Below are 17207 nucleotides of genomic sequence, written 5' to 3' on the forward strand. Positions count from 1 at the left end.
CAAACACTTTAGGCACTTTATCAGGCTCAAAACGCCGTGTCAGCGGCGGACGGCCCTAACCCTTATGTCCAGCGCTGGCAGGCGGGAAGAATTTCTTGCCCGCCGGCAGGGGCGGATCGGCGGCGATCAGGCGTGTGGACGCATCAGTCGCCTTGCCGAGCGGCTGCGAAAGCGCCACGACCTTTTTCTTCGCCGGCACTGCCGACGCGCTTGAACTCTCGGCTGAAGCCGAAGCGCCATCATCCGACATGGCTTCGGCAGACGCCGGCGCCGAGTCCGGCTCCTGCTGGCCGCCGCCGGTCGGTTTGGCGATCAGGAACTCAACCTTGGCCTTCTTGCGCAGCGAATTGAGCATGCCGGCGACCTGGTTATAGATCAGGTAACGCATGATGATCGGACGCTCTTCCTCAAGCGTCGGCACCTGTTCGGGACGGCGATCCTCAACGCGCAGCAGCGCCCAGCCGCCATCGGTCTGCACCGGCCCGACCGTATCGCCGGCCTTGGCTGTGGCCAGCACGCCCTTATAGGCCTTGGGCATGATATCGGTAGTAAAATACCCCATGTCACCGCCATTGAAGCGCGTGGTCTGGTCGATGGACTTCTCCATGGCCATGGCCTCGAACAGAGCGCCGGCCTGAATGGCCTTGAGCGCGGCATCGGCTTCGGCCTTGCTCTTCAGCAGGATCAGGCGCGTGCGGATTTCCTCGGACTGCTTGGAAAGCTGCACCTGCTCGTCATAATGTTCCTTGACCGTCTTTTCGTCGATATCCCGGTCGATGCTGTTTTCCACCAGCATATCACCCAGAATGCGATCGTGGGCGGCGCGCAAACGGCGCTGCGCGGTGGTCGATTTTTCCAGCCCCTTGGCCATGGCGGCCTTGGCCAGCAGGCGCTGGTCGATCACCTCTTCCATGGTACGGGCAAAAAGGTCGGAGGTAATATCGAGCGGTTCGCCCGGCCCGATCTGGCCTTGTGCGATGGCTTCGGCGCGCACATCCGAGGTCCAGATGGTTTCGCCGTCGATGCGCGCCACGGCGACATCGCCCGGTTCCGGCGGCCGTTCGTTGCTGACTGTGGTCTTGTTACAGGCGGCAAGGGTAAGAGAGAGCGCCGCGATCATCGGAATAACCGCCAAAAGCGAAAGGCCGGACCGTTTCTTCATAAATCTTTCCCCAACTTAGGCCCTCCGCCGGGCTCCAGATTGACATACACTAACGGGCCGCTTAAGTCAGTGCCCGTGCTTGAAAAGCGCAGATCGAGGCCTATTTGACGTAACAGTCGTTTCTTTCAGGTTACGAACCCGTCAATTAAGTAGATTTCGCGCAGCTCACACAACTCTCTACATCCAGCAGGCTAATCCGGCGCATATATGTCCGGGCCTGTGAAGGTTTTATATTTAAGGTTTCTCATGCTGGCCATCGCCAAAATGCTCTTCGGCTCCTCCAATGACCGCAAGGTCAAGTCCATGATGACGCGGGCCGCCCGCATCACCACGCTGGAGCCCAAATACAAGGCGATGAGCGATGAGGAACTGCGCGGCCAGACGCAGATTTTTCGCGATCGCCTGTCCAAGGGCGCCAAGCTTGATTCGCTGCTCGATGAAGCCTTTGCCGTCACCCGCGAAGCCGCCTGGCGCGCTATCGGTCAGCGCCACTATGATGTGCAACTCGTCGGCGGCATGATCCTGCATGACGGCGGCATCGCTGAAATGCGCACCGGTGAAGGCAAGACCCTCGTCGCCACCGCGCCGGTCTATCTCAACGCACTGGCCGGCAAGGGCGTCCACCTGATCACGGTCAACGACTATCTCGCCAAGCGCGACGCCGACTGGATGGGCCGCGTCTACCGTTTCCTGGGACTCTCGACCGGCGTCATCGTCAATGGTCTGAGCCAGGGCCAGCGCAAGCAGGCCTATAATGCTGATGTCACCTACGGCACCAACAACGAATTCGGCTTTGATTATCTGCGCGACAACCTGGCCTACCAGACGCAGGAAATGGTCCAGCGCGGCCACAATTTTGCGATTGTCGACGAAGTCGATTCGATCCTGATCGATGAAGCCCGCACCCCGCTGATCATCTCCGGCCCGACCGAAGATCGCTCAGAACTGTACAAGATCCTCAACGCTATCACCCTGGAACTGATCAAGGATCCGGATACGTTCGAACTCGACGAAAAACAGCGTCAGGTGCTGTTGTCCGAAGCGGGCTCCGAGCGTCTCGAAGAAATGCTGGAAGCCGGCGGTCATCTGGCGGAAGATTCGGCCGGTCTCTACGATCCGGTCAATATCTCGCTGGTTCACCACTCCAACCAGGCCCTGCGCGCTAATACGTTGTACCAGCTCAACAAGGATTATATTGTCAAGGACGGCGAGATCATCCTGATCGATGAATTCACCGGCCGCATGATGACGGGCCGCCGCCTGTCGGAAGGTCTTCACCAGGCTATCGAAGCCAAGGAAGGCGTCGATATCCAGCCGGAAAACCAGACCCTCGCCTCGGTCACCATCCAGAACTATTTTCGGATGTACGGCAAACTGTCGGGCATGACCGGCACGGCCGCAACCGAAGCGCAGGAATTCGGCGACATCTACAAGATGGATGTGTTAGAGATCCCGACCAACCGTCCGATCAAGCGGATCGATGACGACGATGAGGTCTATCGCACCGAGGCCGAAAAATTCAACGCCATCGCCGCCCAGGTCGCCTACTGCTACGTCAAAGGCCAGCCGATCCTCGTCGGCACCGCCTCCATCGAGAAGTCGGACGACCTGTCGAAGTTCCTCAACAATTACAGCTACAAGGTCGAGCAGTCGCGCGAATTGCGCGCGTCGTTCGCCAATGCTGACAAGAAGGACATCGCCAAGGCCGGCGACGACGCCTACGATATCGTCTACAAGTCCGGCAAGGGCATCCCGCACAGCGTGCTGAACGCACGTTTCCACGAGCAGGAATCCGAGATCGTCGCCGACGCCGGCGTGCCGGGCGCCGTCACCATCGCCACCAACATGGCCGGCCGCGGCACCGACATTCAACTCGGCGGTAACGTCGACATGCGCGTGCAGAAATGGATCGCCGAACAGGACGCCGCCGGCATCGAGGTGACGCAGGACGCCCTTCTGGCCAAGCGCGCCGAGATCGAAGCCAATATCAAGGACCTGAAGCAGCAATCCCTGGCCGCCGGTGGTCTGTTCGTGCTCGGCACCGAGCGCCACGAAAGCCGCCGTATCGACAACCAGCTCCGTGGCCGTACCGGCCGTCAGGGCGACCCCGGTCAGTCGAAGTTCTTCCTGTCGTGCGAAGACGACCTGATGCGCATCTTCGCCGGCGACCGTCTCAACGCCATGATGAAGAGCCTGGGCGTCGAAGAAGGCGAAGCGATCACCCACAAGCTGCTCAACGGCGCCATCGCCACCGCGCAAAAGCGCGTGGAGCAACGCAACTACGAAATCCGCAAGAACCTGCTCAAATACGACGACGTGGTCAACGACCAGCGCAAGGCCGTCTTCGAGCAGCGTCAGGAATTCATGGATTCGACCGATCTGTCCGAACTGATCAACGAATTCCGCACCGACACGATCCACGATCTGGTCGAACGCCACATGCCGCCCAAGGCCTATGCCGAAAAGTGGGAAATTCCCGAACTGAAGGAAGCGATCCTGTCGCTGACCGGACTTGACCTGCCGCTCGAAGACTGGGCCGCCGAAGAAGGCATTGCCAACGAGGAATTTGAAGAGCGCATCCAGAAGCTGGCCGACGAGAAGATGGCCGAGCGTCTGCGCCTCCTGGGCGACGACCAGATGAAGGCGCTGGAAAAGCAGTTCCTGCTCCAGATGATCGACATGCACTGGCGCGAACACCTGATGCACCTCGATCACCTGCGCGCCGTCATCGGCCTGCGCGGCTACGGCCAGCGCGATCCGCTCAACGAGTACAAGACCGAGGCCTTCACCCTGTTCGAGACCCTGCTGACCAATCTGCGTCACTCGGTCACGCGCTGGTTAATGACCATGGAAATCCGCTTCGAACAGCCGGCTGAAGAGATCGAGCCTGTGCCGGTGGCGCCGGCCCTGCCGCAACAACCCGATTCTTCTTTAAGAATGAGGCAGTTCCAGGAAGTCCACCTCGATCCGAATACCGGCCTCAACGAGCGTGCAGCCAAGCTGACCGACGATCTGACGTCGGAACAGCGCGCCGCCCTGCCGCCGCAGGCCCTGCCGGCCGGCTGGGAACAGACCTCACGCAATGGTCTGTGTCCTTGTGGCTCGGGCAACAAGTTCAAACACTGCCACGGCACACTGGTTTAAAAACAAAAAAAGGGGCGGCGGTGAAGACACACTGCCGCCCCTTTTGCCTTTCAGCGTATCCCATTTGGATTCCGCCATTGCCATGACCTGTGGATAGCGTTAACCTTAAGATGTGACCAGTGATGTAGCGGAGGTGGGCCGTGATCAGCCAGATTTTCAAGGCAATGATGTTGACGGGTGGCCTGGCTGCCCTGGCTGCGCCGTGTATGGCGCAGGATATCGCTGACGCTCATCCGTCCAACCAGTATGCCCTCGCCGCCGGCGATGTGGCGACCTCTGCTGTCGCCCAGCTCAATGATGCCGCCGAAAACTCCAGACTTCATGAAAAGGTCGAGCTTTACAAGCAGTTGATGGAGCTGAACGGCGTATCGCGCAATGTCCGCCAGGTCATCAGCAACACCAAGATCGCCACGCGCCTGATCGTGATCGATCGCGCCGGTCTGACCACCCTGACGCCGGAACAGGACGCGCGTTACAACAAGATCGCCGACGGTATTCTGCTCGATACGCAAAACACCCTGATCGACAATATCGCCATGGCTCAGGCGCCCGCCTTCAGCGCGGAAGAAATTCAGCAGCTTATCACCGCCAATGCGTCGATCGCAGCTGCCAAATACAATGCCGGCAAGTTCATGGGGCAGGACGAAGCCGCCACGCAAGTGCAGAACTATATGATCGAGGCGGTGATCAAGATCATAAAGACCTTTACTGAATCACAAGCCAGCTAAGGCAGCAGCGAAGTAACAAGCTTTTGGGGGATATGGGTGTTGCTGACTTTTCGAACTTACCTGCTGGCGGGTGTGCTGGCTCTGTGCGCCGCCTCCGCCTCGGCGCAAAGCCCTCTGACGTTAGAACAGGCCTCGCAACTCAAGGCCTATCTCAAGGATAGCGCCGCCCTGCATAACCGGGTGGCTGCGCCCCTGCCCTCCGCGACATCCGTAGCCCTGAATGACGCCTTTCTGGCGGTTGTTGGTCAGGCCCAGGCCGCCGCGCCGGTTCTGGCGGCCTCCGCCACGCCCGCCACCGGCGATACGGGCGCCGCCCTTGTCACGAAGCTACCGAAAAGCAAAGGCATGCTGGCGATCCTCAATCTTGGCGCGCCGGCCTCTTCGATCTCCGGCATCACCTATGGTCTGTCTGCCGGTCAGGGCGTGGCGCCCGCCGTGCCGGTCAGCGAAACTTTCAACCATGATACGGCGCTGGCTGTCGTGGCGGCCATGAAAACTCCCGGCAACACCACCGCCGAGGCCGCTGCCGCCTATGCTGCTACGCCCGCCATCGATGCCGAACCTCTGCTGGAAGAGCGCATCGCCCTTGTCCGCGCCGTCTACCGCATCGATGGCACCGAAGAGCTTATTCGCCACTTCGTCGGCACCCAACATATGCAACTGATCGTCGGCGAGGTGGCGCGGCATATCGATTTCTCCAAACTGTCTGAGACCGACAAGTACCGGCTGGCCGCCATTGCCGCCGTGGCCCAGACAGATCTGGAAGACAAGATCATCCGCATGAACGCACTCGTGCAGGCCCAAAACATGTCCAAGGCCGATCTGCTGCAACTGCTGGCGGCCTATGATAACGATGCCCAGCGCAAATTGACCGACCTGCGCCTGCATGATGATGGCAAGGTCGATCGCGCCGCCGAACTCGATATCCGCCTGGCACAATATCAAATCACCAAGGCCTTCGAGAGCGGGCAATAAGCCGCTTGCCGCCGCGGGGAAACCGGTTAAGACTGATCGACGCTCGTAGGTTTAACCGTTCATGACGTGTTGACCGCGCCTGTCAGACATGGGTTACCTCACATGAAACTTGCTCACCTGCTTACCGCAACCGCCCTGATCGCTGCCTTCAGCCTGCATCCGGCCACGGCCCAGACTGTTTACACCGGCGACCGCATGGATGGCGCGGCGGTGATCGACCGGTTGGACGTCAGCGATCTGCCAGCAGGCCTGACGCGGCTCTATTTCCGCGTCACCGACACCTCGATCGGCCAGGGCTGGTTTGTGCCGGTCATCGTCGTCAAGGGGGCGAAGCCAGGGCCGAAACTGCTCCTCACGGCGGGTATCCACGGCGATGAGCTGAACGGCATCGCCGTGCTGCAAAAGCTGGCGCACGATCTCGACCCGCAGACACTTTCGGGCACCCTAGTCGCCATTCCCGGCCTCAACACCCCCGGCCTGTTGCATTCAACGCGCGGCTTCACGGCCGACGAGATCGGCACCAATGGCGATAATCTCAACCGCACCATGCCGGGCGACACTGAGAACGGTGGCCCGTCATCGCGCTATGCCGGTCGTCTGTGGAAACAGCTTTTCATCGGCAATGCCGATTTCGCCGTGGATCTGCACACCCAGTCGCGCGGCGGCGCCTATCCGGGCTATGTCTTCGCCCAGACCAGCGCGGCGCGCAAGATGGCCGACGCCCTGCGTCCCGACGTTATCGGCATGGACGCCGGCATCGAAGGCACGGTCGAGAACATGCTCAATCCGGCTGGCATTCCGGCGGTGACCTATGAACTGGGCGCGCCCGAGACGTTCGACGCGGCCATGGTGGCGCGCGCCTTGCGGGGCGTCCGCAACCTGATGATCGACAACAAGATGCTGACCGGCCAGATGGATCTTAGCGATCCGGCGCCCTTCGTCGGCAATGTGGTGACCGATATCCACAGTCCGCGCGGCGGCTGGGCGCATGTCGCGGTCAAGCTGGGCGACAAGGTGAAAAAAGGCCAGACGGTCGCGGTCGTCGCCAATCCGTTCGGCGACGCCATCGCAACCATCACCGCGCCGATCGACGGTCAGGTTCTGTCGCTCAGCACCGATCCGCGCACCGAACCTGGCGATATGGTGGTGCGGCTGATGAGCTGGTCGGACTCAGGCATCTGCACCAGGGACGGCTGCCCGGATACCGCGCAGATGGTCAAGGCGCATTAAACTTTAGCGTTTTGCTCGATCAGAAGGTTTGAGGCGGCGTCGAGCTGCGCCTTCATCTCCTTCATCAGTTCACCGCGTTTCAGTCCGGCTGGCAAAGGTGGCAGGAATTCGAACACCACCGTGCCCGGCTTACGATCAATGCCATGCGCCGGCCAGAACTGGCCACTGTTCGTGGCCAGCAGATGACACGGCACGTCGAGATCGCGGTAGAGGGCCGCGACACCCGGCTTGTAGTCCGAATCCTGGCCCACCTCGGCGCGCGTGCCTTCGGGAAAGATCACAATCTGACGGCCGGCCTTCAGGCGATCGCGACAACGCGTCACCATGCCCTTGAGCGCCTTGGCTGCGTCTTCGCGGCGGATCGGCACCATGCGGGTACGCGCGGCGTACCAGCCGAGAAACGGCATATATATCAGGGATTGCTTCAGCACGTAGCAGGTATGCGGCAGGATGGTGAACGGCGCGATGGTATCGAGCATACTGAGATGCTTGCCGGCCACCAGAGCCGCACCGGCCGGGCGATGCTCAAGCCCGCGGAACTCGACCTTGATCCCGACGATCCAGCGCGCACCGAACAGAACCGTATGCGCCCAAAGGCGGATCACCCACATGGACGCCGCCTGCGACACCAGCAAAAGGGGCGAAAAGCCCAGACCGATCAGAGCCATGGAGCCATACAGCCACAGGATAAAAAGCAGCGAGCGCACCCGCGTTACAAGCGATGTCATCAGGATGTTTTACCTGCGGCGACCGGGGCATCAGGCGCCGCTTCTGTTTCAGAACCCGCCTTCGGCGCGGGCGTGCTGCCCTTGTCACCGAATTTGCGCGACACGCTGAGAATGGCGTCGCGGCCCAGGATGGCGAGATATTTGCAATATTCCAGCACGATGAGGCGCTGGCCTTTGCGTGATTTCCACCAGCCGCGCGCCACCAGATCGGGCGTCGTCACCGGATAGGCGATCAGCTTGGTGCCCGGCATGTCGGCCTTAAGCTCCAGCAGCGAGCGTGGCATGTGATAGTCGGAGGTCACCACGATCAGGGTGTAGAAGTCGTGGCCGCGCGCCCAGTCGGCGATCTCCTTGGCGTTGCCCACGGTGTTCTCGGCCTCATAGCCAAGATCGACGCAACACTCATAGAGACGCTTCGAGCCTTCGGTGACATTGCGCAATTCGCTGCGCTTGACCTCGGGATTGACGCCGGAAATGAACATGCGCGCACCCTTGCGGCGCTCCAAAAGGCTCATGCCCTGCTTGAGGCGCTCATCGGAGGCGCCCGTCAGCACGACGATGGCGTCCGCCGGTTCGGCGGGTTCGAGCGCGGGCGTGGAATCAATGACGCGGTCGGCGAAGACGAACAGGCCCGCCGTCCACAGCAGCAGGACCACGAACAGGGCGATCAGGGTGCGCATGTGCTTAAGAATGATCCACCCTCCCTCTAGACAAGATCTTGGCCCTCTAAACGTTATTGGCCAGAAGCCGCAACGTGACCATCCGCGCCGTGATCGCACCAATTAGCGCCACCAGAAACGGACATGGAATTAATATTAACAGGTCAAGCCATGAAAAGGGAAGAGCTATGGCGAAGCTTTGTGATGAGCCAGTGGTTTTTATGATAGCCATGGCGCCCGAAGCGATGGTGGCGCCGAGCAATCCGGACTCGAATGTCATGCGTGCAAAGCGCCACTGGAAGCGTTCGGCGATGAAAATATCGCTGGCACCGCACAGCGACAGCACCTCGACGATATTGGCGCGCGCCGTCAGGCCCGCCCGTGTGGCGAAACCGATCACCGCCGCCGTGGCCGAGAAGATGATGAGGAAAATACTGAGCGCGATCAGGCGCATGATCATGGCGCTCTGCTCGATATCCTTGAGCCAGGTCGAGTGATCATCAAGGCTGGCGTCGATTTCTGCGTTCTCCAGCGCCTCCATCATAGCCTTCGGCGTGGCCGGATGGCGCGGATCGAGCGTCACCTCGACCAGGTTGGGGATCGGCAGGTCATCGATGATGGCGTCACCGAGCCACGGCTTGATCAGTTCCTTGGCTTTTTCCGGTTCAAGCGCCGTTACCTGCCCCACGCCCTTGACGCCGGCCAGAACCTCCGCCGCCTTGGCCGCCGCCACTGAGCCGCTTTCCAGGCCGGTAGGGCGCACCTGCACGGTGACCTCGGCGCGGATATCGCGTGACCAGCCGTGCGCCGCGCGATCAGAGGCCATGACGACCAGCGCCGCCATGCAGGCGAGGAAGCACAACACGCCGATGACATAATGCAGGGCGATCTCGCGCTGATCCTGCTGCGGCAGCAAGCGATTGGCCCGCATGGCGCGCAGGTGTGTGACGAGCGGCCCGATCATTTCGCATTCCGTGTTAAGTCGGTCTTTGTCAGGTCGCGCCGGTGCAGTTCGCCATTGGCCAGCTCCAGCACCGGCATCCCCGAAGCGCGCACCAGACCTTCATCGTGCGTGGCGATCAGCACCGTGGCGCCCAGTCGGTTCAGTTCGATGAACAGACGCATGATGCGCAGGCCCATGGCGTAGTCGATATTGCCGGTCGGTTCATCGGCCAGAATAAGCGTCGGGCGCGTCACCACCGCGCGGGCAATGGCGAGGCGCTGCTTTTCTCCGCCGGAAAGCACATGCGGCATAGCGTCGAGACGGTTTTTCAACCCCACCCAGTTGAGCAGTTCGGTAACGTCGTCGCGATAGCTCTTGAAGCTTTCGCCATGCACGAACAAAGGCAGGGCGGCGTTATCGAAAACGTTAAGATGCTCAAGAAGGCGGAATTCCTGAAACACGATGCCGAAGCGACGGCGCAATTGGGCCGTCTGGGTACGGTCGCCGGTCCGCACGGTCTCGCCGAACAGCTCGATCGTGCCGATGGTCGGCTTCTGCGCCAGATAGATCATTTTCAGCAGCGAGGTCTTGCCGGCACCCGATGGCCCGGTCAGGAAATGGAATGATCCGGCAGGCAGTTGAAAGTTCAGGTTTTTCAGGATCAGGTCATCGTCATTGACGCCAAGCGACAGCGCCTTGGGCATGCCGAGGTCATAGCCAAGCGACACGTCGTGAAAGCTCACGACGATCTCTTCATCGGCGGTGGCCCTGGTCTGGCCGGATGTCCGTGAGGTCTGGGGACTCATACGCGGGCGAAGCTGTTCTCTCGTGGTGGGGCTTGATCAGTTGTTAAGACTTTTGCGGCTAAAAGGTTAAAAAACCCCAAGATGGTTAACACGGGTTTTATGTACTGATTCGCCTTGTTCCCACGGTTTTTGGGTCTGATTAAAGCTGCTCATGATCCTTAGTTGTCCTAATTGCGCGACAAAATACACCCTGTCTGAGGCTCAATTGGGGCCCAGGGGGCGCACCGTGCGCTGCGCGGCCTGCAAAACAACGTGGCACGCCGAGGTTCCCGAAAAGCCGATCGATCTTTCCTTCAACGATATGAAGAAAAAAGAAAGCGTCGAAGACCTGCAAAAGGTCAAGGCCAAGAAGCTTCCGCTGAAATATCGCGCCATCCTCGAAGACAAGAAACGCCTCAAGGCCCTGACCGCTCAAGCGATGATCTGGGGTGGCATGGGCGCGGCCTTCGTGGTCATTCTGGCGCTCGGTTTTTTCCTGCGTGTAAATATCGTTCAGGCCTTCCCCAGTGTTGCCGGCGCCTACGCCATGGTCGGCATGAAGACCAACGGCACCTATCTCGATTTCGGCGCTGCCGAGTTCGACCGCGGCGTCAAGGCCGGCCGCTTCATCATTACGGTCAAGGCTCAGATCAAGAACACCAGCAACAAGCCGGTGCCGGTGCCGCCGGTGCGCGTCAAGCTGTATGACGACACCACCCAGCAGTTTGATTCCGTGCTGATGCCGTCAGGCGGACTGGTGGTCGAGCCGCACGCCACGCGGACGCTGGTCTTCGATGTCAGCGATCCGACGAACAAGACGGCATCGCTGGCGATGGATTTCGATCTCGTCGCCATGAAGAAGATGAAGAAGGCCGGACCAAACCTTCGCGTTACGCCGACGGATCATGGTGAAGGCGGCCACGGTGAGGCCGCCGCGGCCGCGGATGCCGGTCATGAAGCCGCCGCCACCGCACCTGAGCCCCCCCACGAACAGGCACCCACCGCCGATGCGCATGGCGCGCCGGCCGAGAACCACGCGGAACCTGTGTCGAACCATGCCGCCCCGCCGCTGCGCAATACAGCTCCCGCTGAATCGGCTCCCCATCATTAAATTTCAGTTTTCAGTAGAGAGTAAACGATGACGCTCCCCGCCGTTCTGCTCAGCGAAGAGGAAGTTCAGGGCCGCGTCACCGCGCTGGCCGAGCTGATGAGCGATTACATCAAGCCCGATTGTGTTGGCATCTGCTTGCTTACCGGCGGCATCTGGTTCGCCGCCGATCTTAGCCGCGCACTCAATCGCGCCGGCCGCGACATCGCCTTTGATGCCCTGTGGCTCTCCTCCTACGCCGACAACCATGAAAGCGGCGCCATGCTGATCCGCGCGCCTTTGCAGCGCTCGGTCGAGGGCCGGCAAGTGCTGATCATGGACGATGTGCTCGATACCGGCGCCTCGTTGAAAATCGCCTGCGAAATCGCCCGCGAGGCCGGCGCGTCCCAGGTGCTGACGGCGGTTTTCGCCTGCAAGCCGGATCCTATGAAGGATGGTAAGGCGCGTGACATGGAAGCGGACTTCTCTGCCTGGGAAGCCCCGGCGCGCTATCTCGTCGGTTATGGTCTGGATGACGGCGGCCGTTTCCGCGCCCTGCCCTATGTCGGGGTTATGGATTAGGTTTTAAAAGTAAGAAACCCCAGCACCATCTTCGCTTCGCTCTAGGTACAAGGTTCCCATTTTCTTATACCTCCCCAGTTTACTGGGGAGGGGAACCGCGCCTCACTTGAGGCGTGGTGGTGGGGGTTCTTGCTTACTTCTCCGCCATACTCAAGCTGGCGAAAGTCTGCGGCAGGTTGCCAAACAGGGCAAAGCCGCTGGCCAGGCGCTCGACCGGCACCGGCCCCAGGATCAGAAACCCGAGAAGGGCCGCGGCCAGCGCCACATAGCGCAGGGCGAGCGGATCGGACGCCGCAATGCCCGCCTTGGCCTTGCCGATTTTCAAAGGCGGCTGCCTCTTTTCATGGCGCATGGCCAGCAGGCGCTCCGGGCGCAGGGCGTTATCGACTGCCAGCCGCGTGTTGATCTCCGTAAAAGTCGGCATACGGAAGCGCAAGGCAGCGCGCACCGACGCCACCACCGCGAGGACGAGACCGGCGCCCAGAAGCGCCAGATGCGCAAGTCTCGGCAAAGGCGCGAACAGCCCCCATTGTCCGGCCACAACGATCAGCAGGACCAGCAGCACATAGGGGAACAAAAACGGCAGAACCAGACGCTCCCAGATCATCGTCATCTTCGTAAAGAAGAGCCCGCGATTGAGTGGCGCCAATGGTGATTTGTTGCTCGACATAAGTTCCCCCAAACTCTTTCGCTTTAAGCCGTCTTCACCTTCGGCGCCGGCGTAAACCAGGCCGGTATCGGCTCACGCGCCATCATCTCATCATAACTCGGCCTAGGGCGCACGATCGACCAATCGGCGTCACGCACCAACACCTCAGGGGCGAGCGGACGCGAATTATATTCGCTTCCCATCACCGCGCCATAGGCCCCGGCGCTCATGAAGGCGACCAGATCGCCGGCCTTCATGACCGGCATATCGCGGCCACGCGTGAAGGTGTCGCCGGTTTCGCAGATCGGGCCTACGACATCATATTTGGCCGTCTCGTTACCGGGACGGGCGACGGGGCGGATATCGTGGAAGGCATCGTAAAGCGCCGGACGAAGCAGGTCGTTCATCGCCGCATCGAGCACCAGGAACTGCTGGCCGCTGTCTTCGCGCTCATGGACATGGATGACACGCGAGATCAGCACGCCGGCATTGGCGGCGATCAGGCGGCCAGGCTCGAAGGTATAGCGAACCCCCAGATTGCCCACGGCCAGCGCGGTCATGTCGGCGTAATCGGCGATGGTGGCCGGTTCTTTCTGGTTGAAATAGGGCACGCCCAGGCCACCGCCAAGATCGAGGCGCTCGACGCTCAGGCCGTTGGCGCGCAGTTGTTCGACCCAGCCGCGCATCCTCGTGAAGGCTTCCTGCAGCGGCTTCAGATCAAGGATCTGGCTGCCGATATGACAGGCGATGCCCATGGGCGCGAGATTGGGATGACCGGCCGCGCCGGCATAGAGCGAAAGCGCTTCTTCGGCCGAAATACCGAACTTATCCTTGGCGCCGCCCGTGGTGATCTTTTCGTGACCGCCAGCGCCCACGCCCGGATTGATGCGGATAACAAACGGCGCGACCATGTTCAGTTCGGCCGCCACGCGCGCCAGACGCTCAAGCTCCGGACGCGACTCGACATTGAGCTGATAGATGCCGTCTTTCAGCGCGAAGGCCATTTCCGCATCGGTCTTGCCGACGCCGGAAAAAACGATGCGATTGGCCGGCACGCCGGCTTTCAGCGCCTTGCGGATTTCGCCCTCGCTGACCGTATCGGCGCCGCAGCCCTGCGCCGCCAAAGTGGCCAGAACGCCCATATTGGAATTGGCCTTCATGGCGTAGGCCACGAGCGGCGCTTCATCACGCGGACTGCGCAAGCCCGGCTTCGATGACAGCGCGTCGGCGAAGACGTTATAATGGCGTTCCAGCGTGGCCGACGAATAGACATAGAGCGGCGTGCCGACCGTATCGGCCAGCTCGGTCAGGGAGACCTGCTCGCAGTTCAAAGCATCGTCGTGGTAGTCGAAATGGTTCATCTAAGGCTTTTTACTTAACGGGCGGATTGTTGAAGCCGGTATTGTTGCCCATGCCTTCGAGCGGGGCGTCCTGCATCTTCTTGTTGCCGGTGTAGGGACTGGCCATGCTGTTCTTGGCGTCGGCATCCGGCAGGGCCCGTTCAGTTTCGCGCGAGGCTGAGCTATCGGTGGTCAGGGTGATACCGCCGTCAGGGTTTTTCGAGGCCGACCACGAGGCCTCAGCCTTGCTGTTCATCACCGGCGGCGCGGTTTCCAGATCGCCCAGCTTGCCGCAGGCGCCAAGAAGCGACGCGCCGATCAGGGTGGCGCCGAGCGCGGTGATCATCACGAGGCGGGTTTTTGTAGGGTGGCTCATGAACGGAGATCCTTCCAGCGCTGGATTTGCAGTCGAACCTGATCCGGCGCAGTGCCGCCGTAGCTTTGACGGCTGGCGCAACTGGCCTCAGGGGTTAAGACCTTATACACATCATCTGTGATCCTGGCTTCCAGATTTTGCAGATCGGACAGGCTTAGTTGCGCCAAATCCACACCCTGCGTTTCGGCCAGCTTCACCGCCGCGCCGGTAATATGGTGAGCGTCGCGGAAGGGGATGCCAAGGTTGCGCACCAGCCAGTCGGCGAGGTCCGTGGCGGTCGAGAAACCGGCGCCGGCGGCGGCGGCCATCCTCTCGCGGTTGGCCTGAAGATCGAGTACCATGCCGGTCATGGCGCGGATGGCGAGATCAAGCGCATCGAAGGCCTCGAACACCGGCGGCTTGTCTTCCTGCATATCCTTGGAATAGGCCAAGGGCAGGCCTTTCATGACCGTGGACAGCGCGATCAGCGAGCCGGTGATGCGGCCGGTCTTGGCGCGCACCAGTTCGGCGGCGTCCGGGTTGCGCTTCTGCGGCATGATGGAGGAGCCGGTCGAGAAGGCATCACTCAGGCGGATAAAGTTGAAATAGGGCGTCGTCCATATGACGATTTCCTCGGCCAGGCGCGACAGGTGACCGGCGCAGATGGCGGCGTGGCTTAAAGATTCCAGCGCGAAATCGCGATCGGACACGCCATCGAGGCTGTTGCCGGTAGGGCGATCAAAGCCGAGCGTTTTTGCCGTGTCATGGCGGTCGATCGGGAAGGGCGAACCGGCCAGAGCCGCCGATCCGAGCGGATTTTCGTTCATGCGGGCGCGGGCATCGACGAAGCGCGAGCGGTCACGGCCAAACATCTCGACATAGGCCATCAGGTGGTGGCCGAAGGTCACCGGCTGGGCGGGCTGGAGGTGCGTGAAACCCGGCATCAGGGCGTCAGCATACTCTTCCGCGCGCTTCAGCAGCGCACCTTGCAGGTCATAAAGCTGCTGGATGGTGATATCGACCTGATCGCGCACCCACAGCCGGAAGTCGGTCGCCACCTGATCGTTGCGCGAACGGGCGGTATGCAGGCGGCCCGACACCGGCCCGACCAGCTCACGCAGGCGGGCCTCGACATTCATATGGATGTCTTCAAATTCGGCGCGAAAAGGGAAAGTGCCGTCTTCGATCTCGGCCGTGATGGTTTCCAGCCCGTTCAGGATGATTTGGGAGTCGCCAGAACTTATGATACCTTGCTTGGCGAGCATGGCACAGTGCGCCTTCGATCCGGCAAGGTCTTGTTGCCAAAGGCGTTTGTCGACATCGATGGAGACATTGATGGCTTGCATAATCTCATCGGGTCGGGCAGTAAAACGACCGCCCCACATTTTTTGCCCCTGTTGCGGGGTCCCTGTGGTTGGGCTTTTTTCGGCGGATTGATCGGTCATGACAGAACCTAAACTGAATGAGAACGGCCAGCCGCAGCCGCAGTCCCCGGCGCAAGCTGATATTCAAGGGCAACCGGCCACAGGGCCAGTCGTGAAGCCTATAGACGAGCCGGTCGCAGAACCCAAGACGGGGGACACAGAAAAATGGCGCGATACGGCGATTGTGCGCAAAAGACGTCGCCCGCCTCTGGCGGTGGTGATCGTGGTGTCGGTCGTGGTGCTGACCCTCATTGGCCTGATCGGCTGGCGTTTCCTGGCGCCCAAGGCCGCACCTCTGGCCGCCCTGACCGCCGCGCAAAGTCTCGCCCCCGTTGAGACCGCCAGGGGGCCGCTGGCCGTCTACGCCAAAGGCGCCATGGCCAAGCTGGTGACCTATGAAACGCCGCAGACCATCGAAAACATTTTCTTCCTCGACCGCGAGCAGAAACCGGTGCAACTGACCGATTTCAAGGGTCAGGTCGTGGTGCTGAACGTCTGGGCCACCTGGTGCGCGCCGTGCCGCTTCGAGATGCCGACCCTGGCGCATCTGCAGACCCTCTATGCCGGAAAGGCGGTCAAGGTGCTGCCTTTGAGCGTCGATCGCGCTGAGGATTTCGCCGCCGTGAAATCATTCATGGACGTGCAGCAACCGCTGGAGGTCTATGCCGACCAGAATTTCCAGGCGCCGTCGAAATACAAGATTTCCGGTATGCCCGGCACCCTGATCCTCGACAAGCAGGGCCGCTTGGTGGCGCGCCTCGATGGCGAGACGAAATGGGACACGCCGGAGGTGCAGGCCTTGCTGGATAAGCTGCTGGCTGAGTAGGCATGATCCGTCCTCAGCAAGTGCCTTTCGCCCTCGTTCTGTTTCGACTGGTGACCGGCCCTGTTATAGCCATTCTCTGTGGGTTAAAGCCGCCGCTTACGCCCATTATCTGCACGGTGCTGCTGGCGCTGGGCGTTATCTCCGACATCTTTGATGGTGTGATCGCCCGACGTCTCGACTGTGTCACCCCTGCCCTGCGCCTGTGGGACAGCCGCTGCGATGTCGTCTTCTGGCTGTGCGTAGCCGTTGGCGTCCATCTGCTCTATCCGCCCCTGTGGCAAACGACATGGATCATGCTGGCCACGCTTGGCACCATGGAACTGACGACGCACCTCATCAGCTATCTGCGCTTTCGCCGCGAAGCCTCAACGCATCACCTTTTGTCGAAGATATTCTGCCTGTTTCTGTGGGCGCTTCTGTCGCAGATGTTCCTGACCGGAGAAGCCGGCTGGTTGTTCTGGCTCACGCTCGGTGTGGCTATAGTATCGCAGGCAGAAGCGATGCTGATTACGCTCGTAATTCCGCACTGGCAGGTCGACACGAAAAACCTGAGTACAGCTCTGAAATTACCTAAGGCATAAGCAAAATAG

The 17207-nt window shown here is 60.8% G+C and carries 17 protein-coding genes; 8 read left to right on the forward strand and 9 right to left on the reverse strand.

What is annotated here, in order from left to right; translation table 11 throughout:
* Positions 1-55 precede the first annotated feature (55 nt).
* Positions 56-1162, reverse strand: coding sequence for a peptidylprolyl isomerase (locus B060_RS0110250; protein ID WP_018081691.1), 1107 nt, complete (start codon positions 1160-1162; stop codon positions 56-58).
* A 246-nt stretch (positions 1163-1408) separates the two neighbouring features.
* Between B060_RS0110250 and secA the strand changes: the two genes are divergently transcribed.
* From secA to B060_RS0110270, 4 genes are all read left to right on the forward strand, one after another.
* Positions 1409-4306, forward strand: coding sequence for a preprotein translocase subunit SecA (gene secA, locus B060_RS0110255; protein WP_018081692.1), 2898 nt, complete (start codon positions 1409-1411; stop codon positions 4304-4306).
* Positions 4307-4446: 140 nt separating this feature from the next.
* The gene (locus B060_RS0110260) at positions 4447-5034 is read left to right on the forward strand and encodes a hypothetical protein (RefSeq protein WP_023447275.1); all 588 of its coding nucleotides are present in this window, start codon (positions 4447-4449) and stop codon (positions 5032-5034) included.
* A 39-nt stretch (positions 5035-5073) separates the two neighbouring features.
* Positions 5074-6009, forward strand: coding sequence for a hypothetical protein (locus tag B060_RS0110265; protein WP_155847606.1), 936 nt, complete (start codon positions 5074-5076; stop codon positions 6007-6009).
* Positions 6010-6111: 102 nt separating this feature from the next.
* The gene (locus tag B060_RS0110270; RefSeq protein ID WP_018081695.1) at positions 6112-7239 is read left to right on the forward strand and encodes a succinylglutamate desuccinylase/aspartoacylase family protein; all 1128 of its coding nucleotides are present in this window, start codon (positions 6112-6114) and stop codon (positions 7237-7239) included.
* On the opposite strand, the gene B060_RS0110275 is transcribed toward B060_RS0110270, so the two are convergent.
* The 4 genes from B060_RS0110275 to B060_RS0110290 are packed head-to-tail and all read right to left on the reverse strand — an operon-like array spanning position 7236 to position 10375.
* A complete protein-coding gene (locus B060_RS0110275) occupies positions 7236-7967 on the reverse strand; it encodes a lysophospholipid acyltransferase family protein (protein WP_018081696.1) in 732 nt (243 codons plus the stop codon). The two genes, B060_RS0110270 and B060_RS0110275, sit on opposite strands and share 4 nt — an antisense overlap.
* Entirely contained in the window at positions 7967-8647 is a 681-nt protein-coding gene (locus B060_RS0110280) for a YdcF family protein (protein ID WP_018081697.1), read from the reverse strand. Before B060_RS0110280 ends, B060_RS0110275 begins: the two co-directional genes overlap by 1 nt.
* A gap of 46 nt (positions 8648-8693) precedes the next feature.
* A complete protein-coding gene (locus tag B060_RS0110285) occupies positions 8694-9590 on the reverse strand; it encodes a cell division protein FtsX (RefSeq protein ID WP_018081698.1) in 897 nt (298 codons plus the stop codon).
* Positions 9587-10375, reverse strand: a complete 789-nt coding sequence (locus B060_RS0110290; RefSeq protein WP_018081699.1) for a cell division ATP-binding protein FtsE — start codon at positions 10373-10375, stop codon at positions 9587-9589. The genes B060_RS0110285 and B060_RS0110290 overlap by 4 nt, the downstream gene beginning before the upstream one ends.
* A gap of 151 nt (positions 10376-10526) precedes the next feature.
* On the opposite strand from B060_RS0110290, the gene B060_RS0110295 reads away from it, so the two are divergent.
* Both B060_RS0110295 and B060_RS0110300 read left to right on the forward strand, forming a co-directional pair.
* Positions 10527-11465 carry a zinc-ribbon domain-containing protein gene (locus tag B060_RS0110295; protein ID WP_081606834.1) on the forward strand — a complete coding sequence of 313 codons (939 nt, stop codon included), beginning with the start codon at positions 10527-10529 and terminating at the stop codon, positions 11463-11465.
* Positions 11466-11492: 27 nt separating this feature from the next.
* Entirely contained in the window at positions 11493-12023 is a 531-nt protein-coding gene (locus tag B060_RS0110300; RefSeq protein ID WP_018081701.1) for a phosphoribosyltransferase, read from the forward strand.
* A gap of 133 nt (positions 12024-12156) precedes the next feature.
* Here B060_RS0110300 and B060_RS0110305 read toward each other — a convergent pair whose 3' ends face one another.
* The 4 genes from B060_RS0110305 to argH are packed head-to-tail and all read right to left on the reverse strand — an operon-like array spanning position 12157 to position 15752.
* Entirely contained in the window at positions 12157-12693 is a 537-nt protein-coding gene (locus B060_RS0110305) for a DUF4175 family protein (RefSeq protein WP_018081702.1), read from the reverse strand.
* 23 nt (positions 12694-12716) lie between these two features.
* Positions 12717-14033, reverse strand: a complete 1317-nt coding sequence (lysA, locus tag B060_RS0110310) for a diaminopimelate decarboxylase (RefSeq protein ID WP_018081703.1) — start codon at positions 14031-14033, stop codon at positions 12717-12719.
* 10 nt (positions 14034-14043) lie between these two features.
* Complete coding sequence (locus B060_RS0110315; protein WP_023447276.1) at positions 14044-14388, reverse strand: hypothetical protein; 345 nt, start codon at positions 14386-14388, stop codon at positions 14044-14046.
* Positions 14385-15752 (reverse strand): argininosuccinate lyase, encoded by a 1368-nt coding sequence (gene argH / locus B060_RS0110320; RefSeq protein ID WP_018081705.1) that lies wholly within the window; start codon positions 15750-15752, stop codon positions 14385-14387. Before argH ends, B060_RS0110315 begins: the two co-directional genes overlap by 4 nt.
* Before the next feature lie 58 nt (positions 15753-15810).
* On the opposite strand from argH, the gene B060_RS0110325 reads away from it, so the two are divergent.
* Both B060_RS0110325 and B060_RS0110330 read left to right on the forward strand, forming a co-directional pair.
* Entirely contained in the window at positions 15811-16617 is an 807-nt protein-coding gene (locus tag B060_RS0110325; protein WP_018081706.1) for a TlpA family protein disulfide reductase, read from the forward strand.
* Between the two features lie 2 nt (positions 16618-16619).
* Positions 16620-17198, forward strand: coding sequence for a CDP-alcohol phosphatidyltransferase family protein (locus B060_RS0110330; protein WP_018081707.1), 579 nt, complete (start codon positions 16620-16622; stop codon positions 17196-17198).
* Positions 17199-17207: the final 9 nt, after the last annotated feature.

The sequence above is a fragment of the Asticcacaulis benevestitus DSM 16100 = ATCC BAA-896 genome, from assembly GCF_000376105.1.
Classification (GTDB): Bacteria; Pseudomonadota; Alphaproteobacteria; order Caulobacterales; family Caulobacteraceae; genus Asticcacaulis; species Asticcacaulis benevestitus.

What these genes read in the sequence shown, in the direction of transcription:
- B060_RS0110250 (WP_018081691.1), bottom strand. Translation starts at nt 1,162, where the DNA reads ATGAAGAAACGGTCCGGCCTTTCGCTTTTGGCGGTTATTCCGATGATC.
- secA (WP_018081692.1), top strand. Translation starts at nt 1,409, where the DNA reads ATGCTGGCCATCGCCAAAATGCTCTTCGGCTCCTCCAATGACCGCAAG.
- B060_RS0110270 (WP_018081695.1), top strand. Translation starts at nt 6,112, where the DNA reads ATGAAACTTGCTCACCTGCTTACCGCAACCGCCCTGATCGCTGCCTTC.
- B060_RS0110275 (WP_018081696.1), bottom strand. Translation starts at nt 7,967, where the DNA reads ATGACATCGCTTGTAACGCGGGTGCGCTCGCTGCTTTTTATCCTGTGG.
- B060_RS0110280 (WP_018081697.1), bottom strand. Translation starts at nt 8,647, where the DNA reads ATGCGCACCCTGATCGCCCTGTTCGTGGTCCTGCTGCTGTGGACGGCG.
- B060_RS0110285 (WP_018081698.1), bottom strand. Translation starts at nt 9,590, where the DNA reads ATGATCGGGCCGCTCGTCACACACCTGCGCGCCATGCGGGCCAATCGC.
- B060_RS0110290 (WP_018081699.1), bottom strand. Translation starts at nt 10,375, where the DNA reads ATGAGTCCCCAGACCTCACGGACATCCGGCCAGACCAGGGCCACCGCC.
- B060_RS0110295 (WP_081606834.1), top strand. Translation starts at nt 10,527, where the DNA reads ATGATCCTTAGTTGTCCTAATTGCGCGACAAAATACACCCTGTCTGAG.
- B060_RS0110300 (WP_018081701.1), top strand. Translation starts at nt 11,493, where the DNA reads ATGACGCTCCCCGCCGTTCTGCTCAGCGAAGAGGAAGTTCAGGGCCGC.
- B060_RS0110305 (WP_018081702.1), bottom strand. Translation starts at nt 12,693, where the DNA reads ATGTCGAGCAACAAATCACCATTGGCGCCACTCAATCGCGGGCTCTTC.
- lysA (WP_018081703.1), bottom strand. Translation starts at nt 14,033, where the DNA reads ATGAACCATTTCGACTACCACGACGATGCTTTGAACTGCGAGCAGGTC.
- B060_RS0110315 (WP_023447276.1), bottom strand. Translation starts at nt 14,388, where the DNA reads ATGAGCCACCCTACAAAAACCCGCCTCGTGATGATCACCGCGCTCGGC.
- argH (WP_018081705.1), bottom strand. Translation starts at nt 15,752, where the DNA reads ATGTGGGGCGGTCGTTTTACTGCCCGACCCGATGAGATTATGCAAGCC.
- B060_RS0110325 (WP_018081706.1), top strand. Translation starts at nt 15,811, where the DNA reads ATGACAGAACCTAAACTGAATGAGAACGGCCAGCCGCAGCCGCAGTCC.
- B060_RS0110330 (WP_018081707.1), top strand. Translation starts at nt 16,620, where the DNA reads ATGATCCGTCCTCAGCAAGTGCCTTTCGCCCTCGTTCTGTTTCGACTG.